Here is a 17,993-nt window from a genome sequence, read left to right on the forward strand (position 1 = left end):
CCCTGAGTTTATCTGCTAATTCGCGATTTCGCTAGATTTTTCAGCGAATGGACAGAATTTATGAGATAATAGGCTAAATTAACAATCTTGGAAAAGCAGGGAATCTATGCGCATCGCAAGAAAGCTAAATGTTGACCGTGAAATCATAAAAGGTTTTAATGCCGTGCTTGGGAATGGGATGATTGAACTCAGCAGCAATAAATTGGCCCGCCCAGAATTCTTCATCCTCGCACATAAGTTCATCAGTGAATTTATCGAGGGAGGCTTATTTAAAAAGGAAGCGTTGGTAATCAAGGCTCTCGAGGATTTTGGCTTTCCCACAGATAATGGGCCGATCAGCTTTATCCTCTCCGAACAAAAGAAGAGCCGGGAAGCCTCCCTGCAAATGGTGGGGGCTGCAAAGGCATGGCAGGCAGGGGATGAGGTTGCCCGCAAGGACGTGGGTTGGGCAGCCAGTGAGTTTACAACCACAATGCGCGAACACCTTGAGCGACTCAAAACCCTGATATTCCCCTTACTTGAACAGAATTTCTCTATCGAAGATGAACATAATTTTTCCGAGAAATTTGATACCATTGTTTACGAGGCGGATGGGCAAAACGCCCCGGATAAATATGAAAAGCTGATCGTAATGCTTAAAGAGGAAATAGAGGACTGGCGGTAAGCTAGGTTAGGTCCTTCTTCTGATTATTTTTCATATGATCATCTATCCTTGAAAAGAATTCTTATTAGAAGAACCGGTTAACTCAAATAATAATGCCACAAAATCCGTGCGCCAACCGCCCTCCACGGCTTCCATTGAGCCGCAATTTTTTGCTGAGTTTCATTATCGGGTACTTCAGGCAGATTTTTAACCGCCTGCATGGCTTTTGCCAGCGCCAGATCTCCCGGAGGCCAAATATCCGGACGCAATAATGCCATCAGTAAATATATATTTGCCGTCCAGGGGCCAATCCCTTTGAGTTCGATCAATTTTTTCCGCACAGAAGAATCGTCCATTTGATTGAGTTCTTCAAAATCAAAATCGCCGCTGATGATGGCCTCAGATAACAAGCGGCAATATCGCGCTTTCTGTCTGCTAAAGCCAAACCCTTTTAGATTTTCATCTGAAAATTGAATGAAATGCTCTGGCGTAAGCTGATCTACAGAGTCATTTAGCTTTTTGAAAGCGGCATTTGCTGAGGCCAATGAGACCTGTTGTTCAAGGATAATATGGACCAGTGTTGGAAAGCCCGGCTGACGAGGCCAGAGCGGAGGCTTTCCAAAATCGTGGATCACCTTTGCCAGATCAGGATCCACGCCTGTCAGGTAGACCACCCCTTTTTCTAAACTTTGCTGATCTAATCTCCTCAGGGAGGATTTCATTAGCGCTGGCTTTCCACCCACATTTGCGTGCCGTCAGTGGAGATTTGTATCCAGCCATTTTGATCAGTGCGCAGCAGGGTGTAATCTTCGACCGCCCTCAGTGTTTCTTCATCAGGGAGACCATCCCGATTTCCCGCAGCCACACTCAGGATGATCAATTGCGGGCGTAAAGAGTCGATCCATTCGGGGGGATTGATCGGTGCGTAACCTGAATCTGCTAATAACAGGACAGAGAGAGCCCCCAGATTTTGGGTTTCCTCGAGACTATCAAAATCAATACCAATGGGAAGCAATGTCCGAAAAGAATCCCATTCGATCAGCAGTACCGAACCGCGCGTGCCCACGGCTTGAATCCGTAAAAGAGCACCATTCCCAAGCTCCAGACTTTGTCCCGCTACCGCGTTGATGATCGGGATTTGATCTGTCAGGAGATACTTATCAAGAGAGCGGGAGGCGAAGGAAGCTTCACGGTTGCCGCTCCACAAAACGGATGCGGGAGGGAAGCGCTCCAATGTTCGCGGCAATGCGGCGAGGGCTTCCTCCTGAGGAGAGGCGACGATCAACCAGTCGAGATCACGCTGAAAGGGGGGCAGACGACGTCCCAGCGCGGAGGAAAGATCGGAGATCCGCTCCCCGCCGTTGATCAGAATCTTCCCGCCATTTGGCGATTGGATGAGGATCGCATCGGCAGAGCCTGCATCGAGAAAGGTAATCTGCAAAAGCCCATCCGGAGCGGCAAAGGCACCGCGCCAAACCTGAATGGTGAGAATGATCAGGGAGGCGAGGATAAGGGTAGTTGTAAACAATCTTGAAAACTTTTTTAAACGGAAGCCAGCAAAAGTCCACGTGAGCATCGCTGCGTAAATAATGATGACGATGATTTGCTTCGTATCCCCCAGAACCCAAACCCCGTTTGGCATTTGATCAAAAAATTCCACCATTTTAATTGTGTACGTGGTGAAAGGCAGGGCAAAGATCGCGATCAATTGTCCCAGCGGAAAGAGGATCAGGCTGAAAATAAGGGCAAGGCCGCCAATGATCATCACTGCTGGTTGGACGGGGAGAATAAAGGGATTGGCGAGGAATGAAATCAGCGAAATGCGTCCGAAGTGAAATGCCATGATCGGGATGGTGGCGAATTGGGCGGCGAGAGTGAAGAGGAAATATTCACCAACAGGCCCAGCTATCTTCTGTGCTTTTTCTTCGGAGGTGATCCGGGATGCCTGGCGTATAAACCAATCGGAGAGCGGCTCAGCGTAGAGGATCAAGCCCATTGTAGCGGCGAAAGAGAGCTGAAATCCAACATCCCAGAGCACAAGAGGATTATTAAGGGCCATAGCGACCGCTACCATCAGGAGGGAGGTGACACCTTCCTGCCGTCTCCCTAATTGACGACCAAGCAATCCAAACCCACCCATGATCGCAGCGCGAACGACCGCGGCATCTGCGCCAACGAGAATTGTGTAAGCCGCAATGCCGAGCATGGCGATGATAGAACCATAGCGTTTTCCAAAAAGGTTCCCAAAGATAGAGATGAAAAGCGCTGCGATGATGGTGATATTGAAACCAGAGATGGCAATTATATGTGTAGTGCCAGTGTTCTTGAAGGCTTGCTGAAGATCGCCAGGCAGCCCTGATTCAACGCCAAGCAGAATTCCCGCCAGAAGAGAGGCTTCGGGATCAGGGAATAGTTTGTAAATGTTAATAAGAGCGCGGTCTTTGAGATCGTAGATGACTACCTTGAGAGGGTGACCTCCGCGCTCTTCGGGGAGGAAGGTTGCCTCGGCATTGCGCATATAGGCATGAATCCCGCTCAGGGCTAGGTAATCCCGATAGGAAAATTCTTCGTTCTCAGGGGGGATTTCAAGAACGCCGCGTACTCGCAGCTGGTCACCATATTGGTAGTTTTCTCCGGCAACTACACGGACGAGGATTTTTCCATGGATGTAGATGGGGTTCTTTTTATCAGGGCGATTTATATGAATAACGTCAAGCTGGAGATTGGTATAGGTATCGCGGTAGTCGGGAGGATCGGAGACGATACCAGTAACAAGGGATTCGTATTCACGCTCAGTGAAATTAACTACAAAATAGATGTCAGCTAAATCGGGTTGACGAAACTGGAAATAGGATGCGCCAAAAAAAAGAAAAAAGGGGAGAAGAAAAGAATATAAAGGCAGGACGGGGAGTAAATCAGGCGTTTTCTTCGCGCGGATGCGGTAGTAAATGAGCGTTAGTATGGCGATTATCAACGAGGCTGCCCCTATTTGCAGCCAAAGTGTTGTTGTCAGCGATACGTTGCGAGCGAGAATAATGCCGCCAAGAAAGGCAAGGGAGATCCACGTCAGAGGGAAGATGACAAATTGCATCGCGTCCTTTTAGGGTTTTACTACAGTATCAATGGAAAATAAAAGAGGTTTAGAAAATCTTTAAAATAGCTACAACTCCAAATATTCCTACTACCACCAATCCTCCAGTGATCGCATCACGCAGATTGCGGTGGTCAACCACTTGAACCAGAGGGTAAATGCCCTCCACCTCCCAACGGGGGCCGCCAAACCAGGCGAAGATCAATCCCCCAAGCAGACCACCGATATGTCCCCAATTATCTATTCCAGGAGAAAGCCCGATGAAAAGATTTACACCGGCGACCATGACGATATTACGCAATGCTCTCTGTGCACGCTGGCCGAAGAGTCCCTTATTGAGGTAGAGAAAGACTCCTTCGGCGGCAAGCAGGCCAAAAACCGCGGTCGAGGCGCCAAGTGAATTGGCGCCAGTAAAATAAAATGAGAAGACATTCCCGGCAAATCCGCTGACGAGATAGAGCATCAAAAAACGGAGATGTCCCATGCGGCTTTCCATCCCTGCCCCAATTGCAAAAAGGGCGTACATATTGAAACCGATATGCAGGAGCGAGCCGTGCAGCAGGACGGGGGTGATCAGCCGCCAAATTTGACCAGCAAGAATGGCTTCATTTATTTTCATCCCCATGAAGGCGGGGTAATCAGCACCTGAAAAGAAAAATTGGCTTGCCATTTGGAGCAAATAAACAAAGATCGTCACACCAATGATGGCGTAGGTAACGCGAGGTAGAACAGAGGGCAGGGCAATATTGACAGCTTGCGGAGGTGTTTCCTGGGCGTAGTTTGGTGCAGGAGTTTCGTTCATAGGTTCACCTTACGTGGATGTGTGCGATGATGTTCGGCGTGAATAATAGCCTGGATGGTATCCACCGCTTCGTTAAGATAGTCATCTTTGTTGACGACGACGTAGTCGAACTCATTGGCACGTTTCATTTCCTGACGTGCGGTGGCAATCCGTAGATTCAATCCTTCGGCGGTTTCGGTCTTTCGTTCCCTGAGCCTGTTGACCAGTTCCTCCTCGCTTTCCGTGGTGAGGAAGATCAGTATCGCTTCCGGTGCCATCTTACGGACTGTGGCAGCCCCCTGGACGTCCAATCGCATAATTACATCTTTGCCGCTGGCGAGGGCATCCCGAACCTGCTGCTTGGGGATGCCTTTATAGTCGTTATAGACAATGGCGTATTCCAGCAATTCATCATCTTCGATCATCTTGGCAAACTCATCACTCGAGATGAAGAAATAGTCTTTACCATGCACTTCGCCTTCCCGGATCGGACGCGTGGTAGCGGTGACAACAAAGTGAAAGAGCAATTTACCGCGCTCTTTCATCAGCTGTAAAACAGTATCTTTCCCTACCCCGGAGGGGCCAGAGACTACAATCAACAAGGGCTCGGGGTGGAAAATATTAAATTCGGAGGTATGCGTCATGGGGAATATTGTACCTGAGGAGGAAGGAGTTGGGAAAAAGAAATTACCCCCAAACTCCTTCGAGGCGTATTACGCCGGGACTACTGCCGGTTGATCAGATTATTGAGTCGTTCTTTCTTGCCAGTTGGCGTAATATTTCCAACTGTCCAACGTGGCAGGTTTCGTGCCACTGCAGAAACTCTATCCATTCATCCCTGGTTGAAATACACATAATGATCTGCGCATCACCGAAGCGTGGTAACTTCTTCACCTATGCAATCATTAGGTTATTGAAGGATTGTTGTGTGCTTTTATGAATGGTGCGCTAGCGCCGAGGGCGTCTGGCAACCGACAATCGCAGGGGCCTCGTGGACGAGATCGTCATTTTCGATGGCCTCCACCATGAACAGGGCAAAGTCTGTACGGCGGGTGATATTGCTTTCAAGAATAGAGTCACCCACGTGCCTGCTCCAAACGGGTAGACCCTGGCTCTCACCTTCTTCGAGATCGCTTCCACGCACGACCGTCCATTGGGTATCGCTGGCAAAGATCCGCTGGCATGCTTCCACTTGATCGTCAATTTCTACGACACGAAATAGTTTCCCGATCCAACCGGCAACCTTTTCAAATATTTTGAAAGACCGTGTGTATAAGTCTTGCCCATCCATTGTGATATGCCAGCCACAGGAAAATATAAGTCGCGCGCCTGGACGTGCGTAGTCGAGTATTGCCTGAGCTGTTCCCGACGAATACTGCTGCATTCCCCAGGGAACAAGCACCGTCAGCACCCCGTCACACCCTGCGACCGCCTTCTTGATGATTTCGCGGTCATTTGTCGGTCCGGGAATGATGGTGATGCGGCCCTTGAATGCGTCGAGTTTGGCAACGCTGCGTTCCCTACAAACACCAACTACCTCATAGCCTCGATCCAGCGCATGCTGCACCATATATTGCCCAAGCTTCCCGGAAGCCCCTACGATACAAACCTTCTTCATTTTCATCCTCTCAGATACTATGGCTTTGCGGCCATTTGGGATAATTCACGGCCCCCGTCGAGTTTTTTCACATTAAATTCTACCAGCAATATCTCGTGGTATTTATCATAAGGGGCAAAGCTCCCCCCTGGGGCTGCTTATTGTTAGGATCATTTTGGAAGTTGGTCGAGAAGATTTGCTGTGCCCAGGGACTGACAGAATTTGGCGAAATTTTCGCGAGGACAAACCCACTTCAACTCATCCGGTTGTTCTGTGAGAGGGACATCGGAGCGCAGGGTTGCCAGGCGGCGATATAAGAAAGCTTCTTCGCGGTGATTGGATAAATTTTCGTGCAGGCGTTTGGCACCCCGGACTTTAATCTCCCAATCTTCAAGTTTGGCGGGAATCTTTTCAAGATATTTATATTTCGAGAGGACAATCCCGCTGGATTTTGCACCCCAGCCGGGGACTCCCGGAATGCCGTCAGCGGCATCCCCCACGAGGGCGAGATAGTCCGGGATAGATGATGGGCCAACCCCATATTTTTCGAGGACAGCGGCTTCATCATAGACGATCTCCCGGCGGCGATCCCAACATACGACGTGATTCTGAGAAACCAATTGGGCGAGGTCCTTATCCGGGGAGCAGATAACCACCTGGTCGACAGCAGGATCACCCTTGAAACGAAGCGCCGCGGTGGCTAGGGCGTCGTCGGCCTCGAATTCCACCATCGGCCAAACCACGATTCCCAGGGCGGCGACAGCTTCTTCGGCCAGATGAAATTGAGCGAATAAATCCGGATCGATTCCCTCTCCGGTCTTGTATCCATCAAAGAGGTCGTTGCGAAAAGATTCCACAACATGGTCAAAAGCAACGGCTAAATGAGTGACCTCAGGATTGGAAAGAAGTGCTAGCAGGCTACGCAATAATCCAATTGTTGCACCGACTTCACGGCCATCAGGGGCTTTCCTGGGAGGCGGACCATAGAAGCCACGAAAAAGTTCGTATGTGCCATCGATTAGGTGAATTTTCATTTTTTCAATCCTTAGTTTATCTTTCCAAATCGTTTCGCCGCCCTCGCCCGAGCTTTGGCCGCTTCCACATCGCGATCCTTTGGGCTTGCTGAGGTGACCAATGAGTCAAGGAGATTTCCAACGCTTGCAGCAATCTCATCGATGGCATGATTGTACGCAGCCTCATTCTGCTTTGAGACCTTGGTCGATCCGCTGATTTTTCGCACAAATTGAATCGAGGCGGCCCGGATTTCTTCTTCTGTAGCAGGGGGCTCGAAATTGAAAAGTGTTTTGATATTTCTGCACATTATTTTCATTTCCTCTAGCGGAGTATTAGATGCTAACGAGGACTCCAATCATTCAATCAAAGAAGCATATTCATCTAATAATGGGAGTACTTCTTCACGATTTTTTGCTTCCAGTGAAATCACGATCTCTTTTATTCCTGCCTGTTCCATATCATTTGTCACATCCTCATCAGGAAGAGACCAAGAAAATACGGACAAATCAATAGATCCGGGTGGTCTTCCAACAGCATCCACTTGTTCAACTAATTTAGAAATTCCCTCTTTGATTTGATGCCATTCAGGGATCCCAACGATAGGCATCCACCCATCGCAGTTACGGGCAATAAAATCCAAAGATTTGGGTCCTATGCCTCCACCTGAAATCAGTGGGGGGTGAGGGGATTGAATTGGTTTTGGATATGATTTGATCTTGTTGAAATTGATAAACTCGCCCTTATATTCCGGGGCTTCTTCACTCCAAATTCTTTTCATGGCTTGCACATATTCCTGAATCAACATGTACCGTGTGCGATAGGCAACACCATGGTTTTTCATTTCATCGGGAAGCCAGCCTGCGCCAATCCCAAACAGAAAGCGCCCGTTGGAAATTTGGTCAATTGTTGCCACCTCTTTGGCCAGAGTGATTGGATCATGTTGAAGGATCAGACTCACGCCTGTTCCGATTTTTATTCTATCTGTTGCCGCAGCCGCCACTGTAGCTGCAATAAAGGGATCATAGGCCTGCCAATAATAATCTTTTAAATTCCGACCTGATTCGTTATTTTGCAAAAAATTTACGGGGATATGAGTATGTTCAGAAAATAAAACAGATTCAAATCCTCTGGACTCAGCTTCTTGAGCCAGATCACCTGGTTGAATTGAATCTTCAGTAGCAAATAAGTGGACACCATATTTCATTATGACCTTCCTTCCAAAATTTATATTCGTAATCAAATCATTATCTTATTACAATCCAGGACATCAGGATCAAATCAGAAAAAATATAGCATGTGATCTTTATAGTTCATTAGAAGGCCTGCGCCATAGGAGCATCGCTAAAACATCATCAGCTGTCCTGAGGGCGGGCCTTCGATCGGATCGCTGCCGATCTGCTCCTCCCATGTTTGGGCATTAAGGAGAGGGATTTTACTCAGCGTACGTAGTAACCGGAATTTGATAACTCGCCAACCACGCAAGGAAGCACGAAAGGTGGGGTCACGTTTTTCTTTGTAGGCGAGTAATCCCGCCCGCCCGCCAGGGAGGACGATCAGGTTGCGGCCAGGGAGCGGAGTATTCTTATCCAGGATCTCGCGGACACGGGCAGAGGCAATCAGGTGAAAGACATATACCGGAGCAGATTCTTCCCCCCAGACAATCATTTTATCGTCGATCTGCTGCGTCTGATGGCCCAGGCGTTCTCCGAGGTTCGTAATGAGGGCACGCATCTCTTTAAGGTCTGTGAGGCGGGCAGAGGGTTTGTCCTCTTCGCGGAGATGCCAAAAGCCATCATTATGGTGATGTGCATAGGAATCAAGGATCGCCAGGATCAATGCTTTTGATGGGGTTTCTAACCCTGCAAATTGTGGGTAAATTTCACGCTCAATTTCAAACAGACTCTGCCTGGGATTTTTACTAAGATAACGAACGACCGCCATCTCTGCGCGGTCAGGCAGGGGAATCTCGCTTTTTTCAGTAGAGGCCAATCCCCACAGTCCGGTTTGGAGAGAATGCTCACTGCCCTCATAACGCAGAAGATCGGTATCTGTGTTGAGAGTCTCGTCTATCGTGGCGTGGATTCGGTGGAGGGTCTCATCCACAGCTTCTTGCGGCAAGAGCAAACTATTCGCACGGGCGAATTCGGTCAAAGCCAGGGCGTGGAGATGCAGATAAGTCGTCGCCTCCCCGCGAGCGCGGAGATATTTTTTAACCGCGCCTCCCACCTGAGGCTTTTTCATCTCACCGGGTTCTTCGCGTTCCCAGATAATTTGAACAGGATCATATTTTGTGCGCATGGCAAGATTTTTGAGCGTAAAATCAGATGAGGCGGCTGCCAGCGTTGCAGAGAGGAATGAAGGCTCTGGCTCGGCAAGCAATCCTAAAAGAGGTGTTTTTTTAGGGAGCAAGGTTGCCAGATGTCCAAAAGCAGCGTGAAGCGCAGTAGCGTGCCAGCCCCAATCGTAACGGCGGCGACGCAGACCAACCTTGAAAGGTTGTGCGGCTTCACGCCCCCAAAGCCAACCTGCCCATAAGGCCGATAGAGTCCAGAAAGCCTGGTTGGGACGCGGGATTGTCGTAATCACTGCCTCGATCCTGGGCAGCTTCTTTTTTTCGTTAAGCTCTTTGAGCTTGCCTTCAAAGAGGCAAACCCCGCCGCTTTCGGGGAGCGGATCAGGCCATATATTGAGGGGAACAGGATCGGCATCGCTTGCCCACATATCAACCCCCTGCTCTAGGGCCAACCAGAGGTTATGTTCATAAAACTGCCCGGGTACGAATAGTTGCTTTGGGCGCGGGCGTTCGACTGGATGCGGCCAGAGCGTATTTCCCTCGTCACAGGCAGTCAATAACAAGGCGGTCAGGGCCCGTTGGCGCAAGGGAGAGAGGGAAAGTCCATCCAGCCGATTGATCAGCGTGGTAAGCACATAAATGGCGCGAGGCAAATATGATTGCAGTGCTTCTTCGGCATATTCACGGTCGGGGTTATTGAGAGGCGCAATCCGCTCCAATACACGCGCCCTGTGTAATTTCGCGCTTGATAATAGTTCCAAAGCTCTTTCGGCATCGGCAACTGTCGTCAGCCGCTCGCCTTTGTCGCCGCAACTTTTGCATTCATAGATCCGTGCAAAAGGTGTGGCAGCATCCTTATGCCACAAAAACGATTCAGCAATTACCATCTGTTGGCAGTTGGCGCACTGTGTTTTGTACAAATTTTTTAGATGAGATTCAAGACGTTCCTTCCCCTTTAGGGAGACTGCAAGTTCGGCAAGTGCAGCATTATAGTCTGATGTGGATGGGGGATCGGCAGCCATCTCGAGCATAAAACGCGCGACAGGATTATTCGCGGCAACCAAAACGCGATATCCCTTTCGCGCCGTACGAATGGCTTGCTGAGGGGAACTCCCAAAAGGATCGAGCACCCAAGCCCCCAGATCGACATGGGTTTCCAGCCATGCAGAGGAGACTCCCTCCTCAAGCGGAGGCAGAAAGCGCGTCAAGGGGCCAGGGTTTAAAGGTTTGATCCCGGGGATATAGGAAAATTCATTCATCTAAGAACCAGTATACTGTCCCCCGGAGAAAAAGCAAACTTGCTAGTCAGCTCTTCCCGTAAAAATGAGAAAAAGGGGGATTGGGTAGAAAAGAGTCGCTAGCTTTCTCACATTTAGATATTTGTCTGTAATGTCTTGAATATCATAAATATTTCTAACATGATAATCCCCCGAGTAAGTTGGACCCGCGATGAAACGCCCAAGTTTATATAAAATACTTTCAGTTGGGCCAGAAATGATAATCTCTCCACTGGGCGTGAGAAGTGAAGAAAGTTGCGCCAGTACCTTTTCTAAATCGTCCACATGCTCTAAGACATCAAGAGCAATGATTAAATCAAGGGACTGGCGGGGAATATCGGTAAAGCTCTCTAAAAATTGCACCTTTTTATCAAAAGCAATATATTTTTCAAGGCGCCTCAAAGGTTCCAGATCAATATCTACAGCAATAACCTTAGTTGCATGTTGCGAAAGAAAAGGCAGCATGACCCCGCTTCCACAGCCAAAATCCAGAGCTGCGTTTAAATTTCCTCGTTTTTCAACATACTGAATCACACGATATAACCGTTCCCAAAAGAGGAAGCTCATCAAAAGGTTTGGATTGCTATATGCCGGGAAAGCAGCCTCATCCAAATTTTCTGAATGTTCAGTTTTCAATACTTTTTTGGTTGCAGAGACAAATTTTTCTTTATAGTTCTTGAAATCACTTCTTTGCATCAAAAACTCTCCATCTTCCATAAACGTGCCTGCAATCGTAATTGATCTTTATAATATTTAAATAGGCAAATATAGCAGGCACGCTATTTGATTGCACTATCAGTATGGTTCTCTCTTTTCTTATTTTAATTCACCACTACAAAGCGGTTCTTTTGGTACAGATTGCAAATCAATATTTGCGGCGGCCAGAATTAATTGTACCCCGAGCATAACCGATATAACAGGTATCATAATCGTCCCTGTCGGGGCAGGAATCCCCAAATTAATATACTTGATCCATTTAACGATCCCAAAAATTAGACCGAAAAAAAACATCGGGATTCCTGCGAGCAAATAGATCGATTCCATACTGAAATCAAAAAGAAAATTTTTGACCAGCATTCTGCGAAAGAAAATATGAGTAAGTTTTGGAGGAAACTCCCAGAGAGTTTTGAGAACTGATAGATTTGATCTTTCATCGCCATAAACAGCGGGATAGGGAATATCTCGGATAACGGCCCCAACCAGATACAACTCACCCAGCATTGAAGTTTCAAAAAAATAACTCTTTTGAATACGTTCCAAAGGCAGTGCTGCAAGGGCTTCGTTCCGAATGGCAAAAAATCCATTGGTGGGATCAAAACAATTCCAATAGCCGGTGGCGGCTTTGACGAGAAAACCCAGCCCCATATTCCCGATCTGACGAATCCAAGGCATAGATTTGAGCGCCTTGAAATCTCGAAAACGATTCCCTTTGACATAATCTGCCTGGCCGCGGATCAGTGGTTCAAGGAGGGGGCGTGGGTCATAGTCGCTCATCTGCCCGTCGCCATCAATCTTGAGAATAACCTGGGCATTGCTTTTGAGCGCTTCCCGAAACCCGGAAAGCATCGCCCCACCTACCCCTTGGTTTTCTGCATGTTCAATTAATATGATGCGCGAATCTTTGGTTTTTACCTGCGCAACGACCTTTCCTGTCTGATCTGGTGAAGCATCATCCACTACGATGATCAGGCGGATATAATCTGGCACGCGTGCCAAAGTTTCAGTGATTTGCTTCTCAACTTTATAGGCCGGAATGATAGCGACAATATTATAGTGAGAAAGATCTAGAATTTCATTGTACATCTGTTTCCTTAATTTGCCTTGAGTATAATTACTTCATGCGGAAATAGCAAAAGCGCATCTTCGGTAATTTTATCTTCCCTGTTTTCAGAGAAAAGAATTTGCCATGATTTCTTTGGTAATATGAGCTTCTTCATATTTTCGCTAAAATTCAAGGCGACCAAAATAGTCTCTTCATCACTTTTACGCAAATAAGCCAACACGCCCCGCGGCATATCCTTTAACGGAATAAACTCACCCCGCAGCAAAGTTATATTTTCTTTACGTAATGCGATCAAGCTTCGCGTAAAGTGGAAAAGTGAGTGTTCGTTTTCCTGTTGTGCTGCAACGTTTCGTTTCTCTGAATTAGGATGGACAGGCAGCCAGGGATTTTCTGTGGAAAAGCCCGCATTTTCTGATGCATCCCATTGCATCGGGGAGCGACAGCCATCCCTGCCCTTATGGAAAGGCCAATATTTTTTCCCGGGCGGATCCATGATCTCGCTGCGGCGCAGTGAGATATCGCGCATCCCGATCTCTTCACCATAGTAGAGAAAGGGTGTCCCGCGAGTGGTCAGCAGCATCGCCATGATAACTTTCGCACGGGCATCGTCTTCGCCTATGCTGTAACGCGTGGCAGGCCGGGGAACATCGTGATTACTGAGAACGTAATTGGGCCAGATCTGTGCTTCAGCCGCAACCTTTTCCCAATTTTGAATGGCAGTTAAAAATTTTGAGGGCTTGTAGTTGCTCCAGAGAAATTCAAAATCGAAGGCAGCATGCAGTTTTTTTTGCCCATTATAGCGAATGATCTTTTCGGGTGTGGGGAGGAAGGTTTCTCCCACGGCGTAGCGTTCGGGATACTCATCCAGGATGCTGCGCATCTCTTCAAGCACAGAGTCCATTTCAGGGCGGTCTGTATCGTAAATATGCTCCTGGCGCTCAAAGGCCCTGCGCCCCAATTTTCCCGGGTTTTCGCGGAGTTGGTCATCTTTAAAATAGACATTGAAAACATCAAGCCGATATCCATCCACCCCACGCTCCAGCCAGAAACGCAGCACATCCATTTGAGCCTTACGGACCTCGGGATTGCGCCAGTTTACGTCTGGCTGCTCGTTGAGGAACATATGGTAATAATATTGGCCGCGTATCTGATCCCATGTCCAGGCTTTACCGCCAAAAACGGATTGCCATTTATTTGGAACCCCCACCCCTGACCCCTCCCCCTTTGAGGGGGAGGGAGACTCCCAGAGATACCAGTCATGTTTGGGATTGGTTTTGTTAATGCGTGATTCCTGGAACCAGGGATGCTGGTCGGAGGTGTGATTCAGGACAAGGTCAAGAATGATTCGAATCCCCCGCTTGTGGCTTGCTTCCACTAATTCGTCAAAATCTGCCAGTGAGCCAAAACGTGGATCAACATCCACATGGTCGCTGATATCGTAGCCAAAATCGGCATCCGGGGTGGGAAAGAAGGGAGAGAGCCAGATCGCATCAATCCCAAGATTGGCCAGATAATCAAGGCGGGCGGTTATACCAGCCAGATCACCCAACCCGTTTCCTGTGGTATCCAGAAAGGAGCGCGGGTAAATTTGATAAATAATCCCATCACGCCACCAGAGAAAATCCTGCATAGATCTATACCTCAACCCTATCCTGTGAGTTTGAGAAAGTATAACATTCCCTTCAAAAAAGACGCCCTTCTCACAAGAGAAGGGCGTGCTATAATGCTGTGCCGAAGGAGGGAATCGAACCCTCACTCCCAAGGGAACACGAGTTTGAGTCGTGCGCGTCTGCCAGTTCCGCCACTTCGGCATGCTCAGTACAAGCACTTCGGCAAGTGCGTTTTGTAGTATACACATAGCATGCAAACAGGTCAAGGATGAAAAACAGACCTAAGATTACAGACATCAAATCTCAGCTTTTTTGCAAAATCTGAAGTCTAAGGTCTATGGTCTAAAGTCTTAAAGGAAAATAATGAAACTAGGAATAATAGGACTTCCCCAAACAGGTAAAACAACCCTCTTTAACGCCCTTACTGGTCATGATCAGCCCACCAACGCCAGCGCCGGACGGATGGAGGTGAATACTGCGGTTGTTGATGTACCAGATCCGCGTGTGGATCAGCTTTCTTCAATGTACAACCCCAAAAAGACCGTGTATGCCAAGGTCACCTATGCCGATATTGCCGGATTGGAAGGCAGCGGGCAGGGCAGCATTTCCGGGCAATTGCTCAACCAGATCGCCCAGATGGATGGATTAATTCATGTGGTGCGCTGCTTTGAGGACGAGAGCGTCGCGCACGCGTCTGGGAGCGTGGATCCGGCTCGAGACATCTCTGCGATGAATAGCGAATTGCTGTTAAATGACCTGATCGCCGTCGAGCGAAAACTCGAGAAACTCTCTGGCGAAAGTCAGCGCGGCGGGACGGATAAAGTCGTCAACGCGCGGGAAACTGAACTTTTTGAACGTTTGCATAAAATTCTTTCCGAAGAGAAGCCGCTGCGTGGAATCGAGTTCACAGAGCTAGAGAAAAGTGATCTCTCCGGGTTTGGATTACTGACTCGAAAACCGATGATGATCCTGCTGAATCTCGGCGAGGGGCAGGCCCCACCTGCGATCGAATCGGAGCATTCCATCCCCATCGTGGATTTGATGGGCAAGCTGGAAATGGAAATCTCGCAACTTCCCGTTGATGATGCAAAAATGTTCATGGAAGAATACGACATCAAAGAGCCCGGGTTGAATAAAATGATCCGCCTTTCTTATGACCTCCTGCAACTGCAATCCTTTTTTACTGTTGGCGAAGACGAGGTCCGGGCGTGGACATTGCATCGCGGTGCAAACGCGCAGGAAGCAGCGGGCACGATCCATTCTGATCTTGAAAAGGGGTTTATCCGCGCGGAGGTGGTCACCTATGAGGACCTGACCACGCTCGGCGGGATGAGTGAGGCCCGCAACAAAGGCAAGCTCCGTCTGGAGGGCAAGAAATATATTGTCCAGGACGGAGAGATCGTGCATATCCGCTTTAATCTCTAATTCAAAAACGGCCCCTATTGAATATCAACAGGGGCCGTTTTGTTGTACAATAATTGCAGGTTTCAAATCCATTTTTTTGTAGACAGTAAAAGGAGAATCCATGGCCCCCTCATTAAGTTACCGAAACAGAATCGCCTTGCTTTTTGTTGCGCTGGTTTTTATCTTGGCATGTTCCATTGATACAGGAACTACGTCCTCCCCACCAGCCTTTGATTCTACAAAAGCCTCGCTGGAATTGGAGGCAACTGCGATGGTCTTACAGCTTACCCAATCGGCATTGAATAACCAGGCCCCTGCCGCAGCCCCACTGCAACCAACCCTCGCTCCTCCGCCAACTGCAGCGGCTGCCCCTGCAGTTGTACCACCCACCACAGCAGCCTCTACAATGGAAGATTTTGACACATGGATGAAAACTGCCAGCATCCTGGTCTTTGAAGATATTGCCGCTGATTTCAATGTTTATCGCTATGTGCCAATTGCCATATCAGGCATGGGTTTAAGGCATGTCGATGAAAAGGATGCCCTCGGACGCTTCAAGAATCAACTGCTTTCGAATGGACCCAACGGGCAAGGCTGGGACCTGATTATTGCTGCCAAAGAAATACGCAGCGATTTTCAGGGAGAGTTTTATGAATATTTGAACAATGCGTTGGGGAAAGGCAGTTCGGTCATCCTTGAAGAGTGGGACATGAATTCGCTCGCTAATGGCAAACTGAGCCTGCTGCTGGGACGCTGCGGCGTCGATTTTGATCGTGACTGGACAGGAGCAAATCTTGACGATACAGTCATTTACCCGGTTGACGGGACTCACCGCACCCATCACACGCCGAATGAAGGCGTCTCATTGAGTAAGGTAACCGGTTATTGGCTCGGTTTTGATCTCGGAGACCGCATGCGCCTTGCTCCAGGAAGCTCAGCTATACCTCTGTGGGGTTTATATGGCACCTCATCGAGCAATGACCTGGTCGCCGTTTCCTGTGTGGACGACCGTTTCATCATCCAAACCTATGCCACGCACAGCTATGCCCAGAATCGTATTGTATCCGTATGGCAGAATTATATTCACAGCACATTACGTGCGCGTTACGATTATTTGGTAGAGAATCAATAGAAAAGATCAGGAGTATTGAATGACCTTTACCCAAACGAAATGGAGTCTTGAAGACCTTTTCCCGAGCTTTGAAAGCCCGGAGCTGGAAAAGACTTATAAAGACCTTGACGAGCAAGTCACCGCATTTGAAGCCCTGCGTCCAACCCTGAAAGCAGATATGGATGTGGAAAACTTTATGGAAATGCTCGAATCTTCTGAAAAGAGCACAAGGCTTGCCCATCGGCTTTACTCTTTTGCTGGATTGGCCTTCTCTGCCGATACCCAGGATCAAACTGCCCAATCGGCACAATCGCGTGTGGAGCAATTCCTTGCCGAAGTCCAAAACCGCACACTCTTCTTTGATCTGTGGTGGAAAGACCTCGATGCCGAAACAGCAGAACATTTTATGGATGTCGCTGGCGATTATCGTTATTATCTTGAAGAAATCCGCAATTTCAAACCGCATACACTTAGTGAAGCTGAAGAAAAGATTCTCAACATAAAAAATGTGACTGGCTCAAGCGCTCTCATCACCCTTTACAGCGCGATCACGAATCGCTACGTCTTCAAGTTGGATGTGGATGGTGAGACCAAAGAGATGACGCGCGGCGAGTTGATGACCTACGTCCGTGGGGCAGATGCTGATCTACGTGCGGCAGCCTACCAGGAACTTTATCAGGTTTATGGGGATGACGGGCCGATTCTCGGACAAATGTACCAAACGCGGGTTCGCGATTGGGGCAACGAGAATGTCAACATGCGCAGCTTCGCCGAGCCTATTTCCGCCCGCAATCTGGGGAACGATATCCCGGACGAGGCCGTGGACACTTTGCTGGATGTGTGCGAAAAAAATGCGAATGTCTTCCAGCGTTATTTCAAGCTAAAGGCCAAGCACCTCGGCGTGGATAAATTGCGTCGCTATGACGTTTACGCGCCCGTGGTCAAATCAGAAAAAACCTACGATTTTGGGGTAGCCGCAGAAATGGTGCTGGGATCCTTTGCGACCTTTGACCCCAGGCTTGCTACCCTTGCCCAGCGTGTTTTCGACGATGATCATCTCGACAGCGAAGTCCGCAAGGGCAAACGCGGCGGCGCATTTTGCTGGTCGGTTACCCCGGAAATGGCCCCGTGGGTTTTGCTCAATTATCAGGGTCGCGCCGATGACGTGGCGACAATGGCCCATGAGCTGGGACATGCGATCCATTCGATGCTGGCCGGAGATCATACTATCTTTACCTTCCACTCCTCCCTGCCCCTCGCCGAGACAGCATCCACCTTTGCCGAGATGATGCTCGTTGATCAGTTGCTCGCCGAAGAGAGGGACGAATCCGTGCGCCGTGATCTGCTCTTCCGCCAGGTGGATGATTCTTATGCAACGATCATGCGTCA

16 protein-coding genes and 1 tRNA gene are annotated in these 17,993 nt (G+C 48.6%); 4 read left to right on the top strand and 13 right to left on the bottom strand.

The window, feature by feature from the left end; genetic code table 11:
* The first annotated feature begins 106 nt into the window (after positions 1 to 106).
* The gene (locus AC3DOM_RS06675) at positions 107 to 664 is read left to right on the top strand and encodes a hypothetical protein (RefSeq protein WP_487918255.1); all 558 of its coding nucleotides are present in this window, start codon (positions 107 to 109) and stop codon (positions 662 to 664) included.
* Positions 665 to 741: 77 nt separating this feature from the next.
* Here AC3DOM_RS06675 and AC3DOM_RS06680 read toward each other — a convergent pair whose 3' ends face one another.
* From AC3DOM_RS06680 to AC3DOM_RS06740, 13 genes are all read right to left on the bottom strand, one after another.
* Positions 742 to 1,365, bottom strand: a complete 624-nt coding sequence (locus tag AC3DOM_RS06680; RefSeq protein WP_487918256.1) for a DNA-3-methyladenine glycosylase family protein — start codon at positions 1,363 to 1,365, stop codon at positions 742 to 744.
* Positions 1,365 to 3,734, bottom strand: coding sequence for a ComEC/Rec2 family competence protein (locus tag AC3DOM_RS06685; protein WP_487918257.1), 2,370 nt, complete (start codon positions 3,732 to 3,734; stop codon positions 1,365 to 1,367). The genes AC3DOM_RS06680 and AC3DOM_RS06685 overlap by 1 nt, the downstream gene beginning before the upstream one ends.
* A 49-nt stretch (positions 3,735 to 3,783) precedes the next feature.
* A complete protein-coding gene (locus tag AC3DOM_RS06690; protein ID WP_487918258.1) occupies positions 3,784 to 4,536 on the bottom strand; it encodes a rhomboid family intramembrane serine protease in 753 nt (250 codons plus the stop codon).
* The gene (locus AC3DOM_RS06695) at positions 4,533 to 5,159 is read right to left on the bottom strand and encodes a guanylate kinase (RefSeq protein WP_487918259.1); all 627 of its coding nucleotides are present in this window, start codon (positions 5,157 to 5,159) and stop codon (positions 4,533 to 4,535) included. Before AC3DOM_RS06695 ends, AC3DOM_RS06690 begins: the two co-directional genes overlap by 4 nt.
* A 290-nt stretch (positions 5,160 to 5,449) precedes the next feature.
* Positions 5,450 to 6,133 (bottom strand): NAD(P)-dependent oxidoreductase, encoded by a 684-nt coding sequence (locus AC3DOM_RS06700; protein ID WP_487918260.1) that lies wholly within the window; start codon positions 6,131 to 6,133, stop codon positions 5,450 to 5,452.
* Between the two features lie 149 nt (positions 6,134 to 6,282).
* Positions 6,283 to 7,146 (bottom strand): 5'-3' exonuclease, encoded by an 864-nt coding sequence (locus AC3DOM_RS06705; protein WP_487918261.1) that lies wholly within the window; start codon positions 7,144 to 7,146, stop codon positions 6,283 to 6,285.
* Positions 7,147 to 7,157: 11 nt separating this feature from the next.
* Positions 7,158 to 7,433 (bottom strand): DUF2277 domain-containing protein, encoded by a 276-nt coding sequence (locus AC3DOM_RS06710; protein ID WP_487918262.1) that lies wholly within the window; start codon positions 7,431 to 7,433, stop codon positions 7,158 to 7,160.
* Between the two features lie 48 nt (positions 7,434 to 7,481).
* Complete coding sequence (locus AC3DOM_RS06715; RefSeq protein WP_487918263.1) at positions 7,482 to 8,330, bottom strand: TIGR03619 family F420-dependent LLM class oxidoreductase; 849 nt, start codon at positions 8,328 to 8,330, stop codon at positions 7,482 to 7,484.
* A gap of 137 nt (positions 8,331 to 8,467) precedes the next feature.
* A complete protein-coding gene (locus AC3DOM_RS06720; protein WP_487918264.1) occupies positions 8,468 to 10,678 on the bottom strand; it encodes a hypothetical protein in 2,211 nt (736 codons plus the stop codon).
* Positions 10,679 to 10,720: 42 nt separating this feature from the next.
* Positions 10,721 to 11,413 carry a class I SAM-dependent methyltransferase gene (locus AC3DOM_RS06725; RefSeq protein ID WP_487918265.1) on the bottom strand — a complete coding sequence of 231 codons (693 nt, stop codon included), beginning with the start codon at positions 11,411 to 11,413 and terminating at the stop codon, positions 10,721 to 10,723.
* A gap of 99 nt (positions 11,414 to 11,512) precedes the next feature.
* Positions 11,513 to 12,499: a glycosyltransferase family 2 protein gene (locus AC3DOM_RS06730; protein ID WP_487918266.1), complete on the bottom strand. Its 987-nt coding sequence runs from the start codon at positions 12,497 to 12,499 to the stop codon at positions 11,513 to 11,515.
* An 8-nt stretch (positions 12,500 to 12,507) separates the two neighbouring features.
* Complete coding sequence (locus tag AC3DOM_RS06735; protein WP_487918267.1) at positions 12,508 to 14,109, bottom strand: alpha-amylase family glycosyl hydrolase; 1,602 nt, start codon at positions 14,107 to 14,109, stop codon at positions 12,508 to 12,510.
* A 99-nt stretch (positions 14,110 to 14,208) separates the two neighbouring features.
* Positions 14,209 to 14,290 (bottom strand) — tRNA-Leu (locus AC3DOM_RS06740).
* 162 nt (positions 14,291 to 14,452) lie between these two features.
* Here AC3DOM_RS06740 and ychF point away from each other — a divergent pair.
* From ychF to AC3DOM_RS06755, 3 genes are all read left to right on the top strand, one after another.
* Positions 14,453 to 15,514 (top strand): redox-regulated ATPase YchF, encoded by a 1,062-nt coding sequence (gene ychF, locus AC3DOM_RS06745; protein WP_487918268.1) that lies wholly within the window; start codon positions 14,453 to 14,455, stop codon positions 15,512 to 15,514.
* Positions 15,515 to 15,614: 100 nt separating this feature from the next.
* On the top strand, positions 15,615 to 16,625 hold the full coding sequence (locus AC3DOM_RS06750; protein WP_487918269.1) for a hypothetical protein: 1,011 nt from the start codon (positions 15,615 to 15,617) through the stop codon (positions 16,623 to 16,625).
* 19 nt (positions 16,626 to 16,644) lie between these two features.
* The coding region (locus AC3DOM_RS06755) for a M3 family oligoendopeptidase (protein WP_487918270.1) at positions 16,645 to 17,993 on the top strand (1,349 nt) is incomplete at its 3' end.

Source organism: Candidatus Desulfolinea nitratireducens (assembly GCF_982879505.1).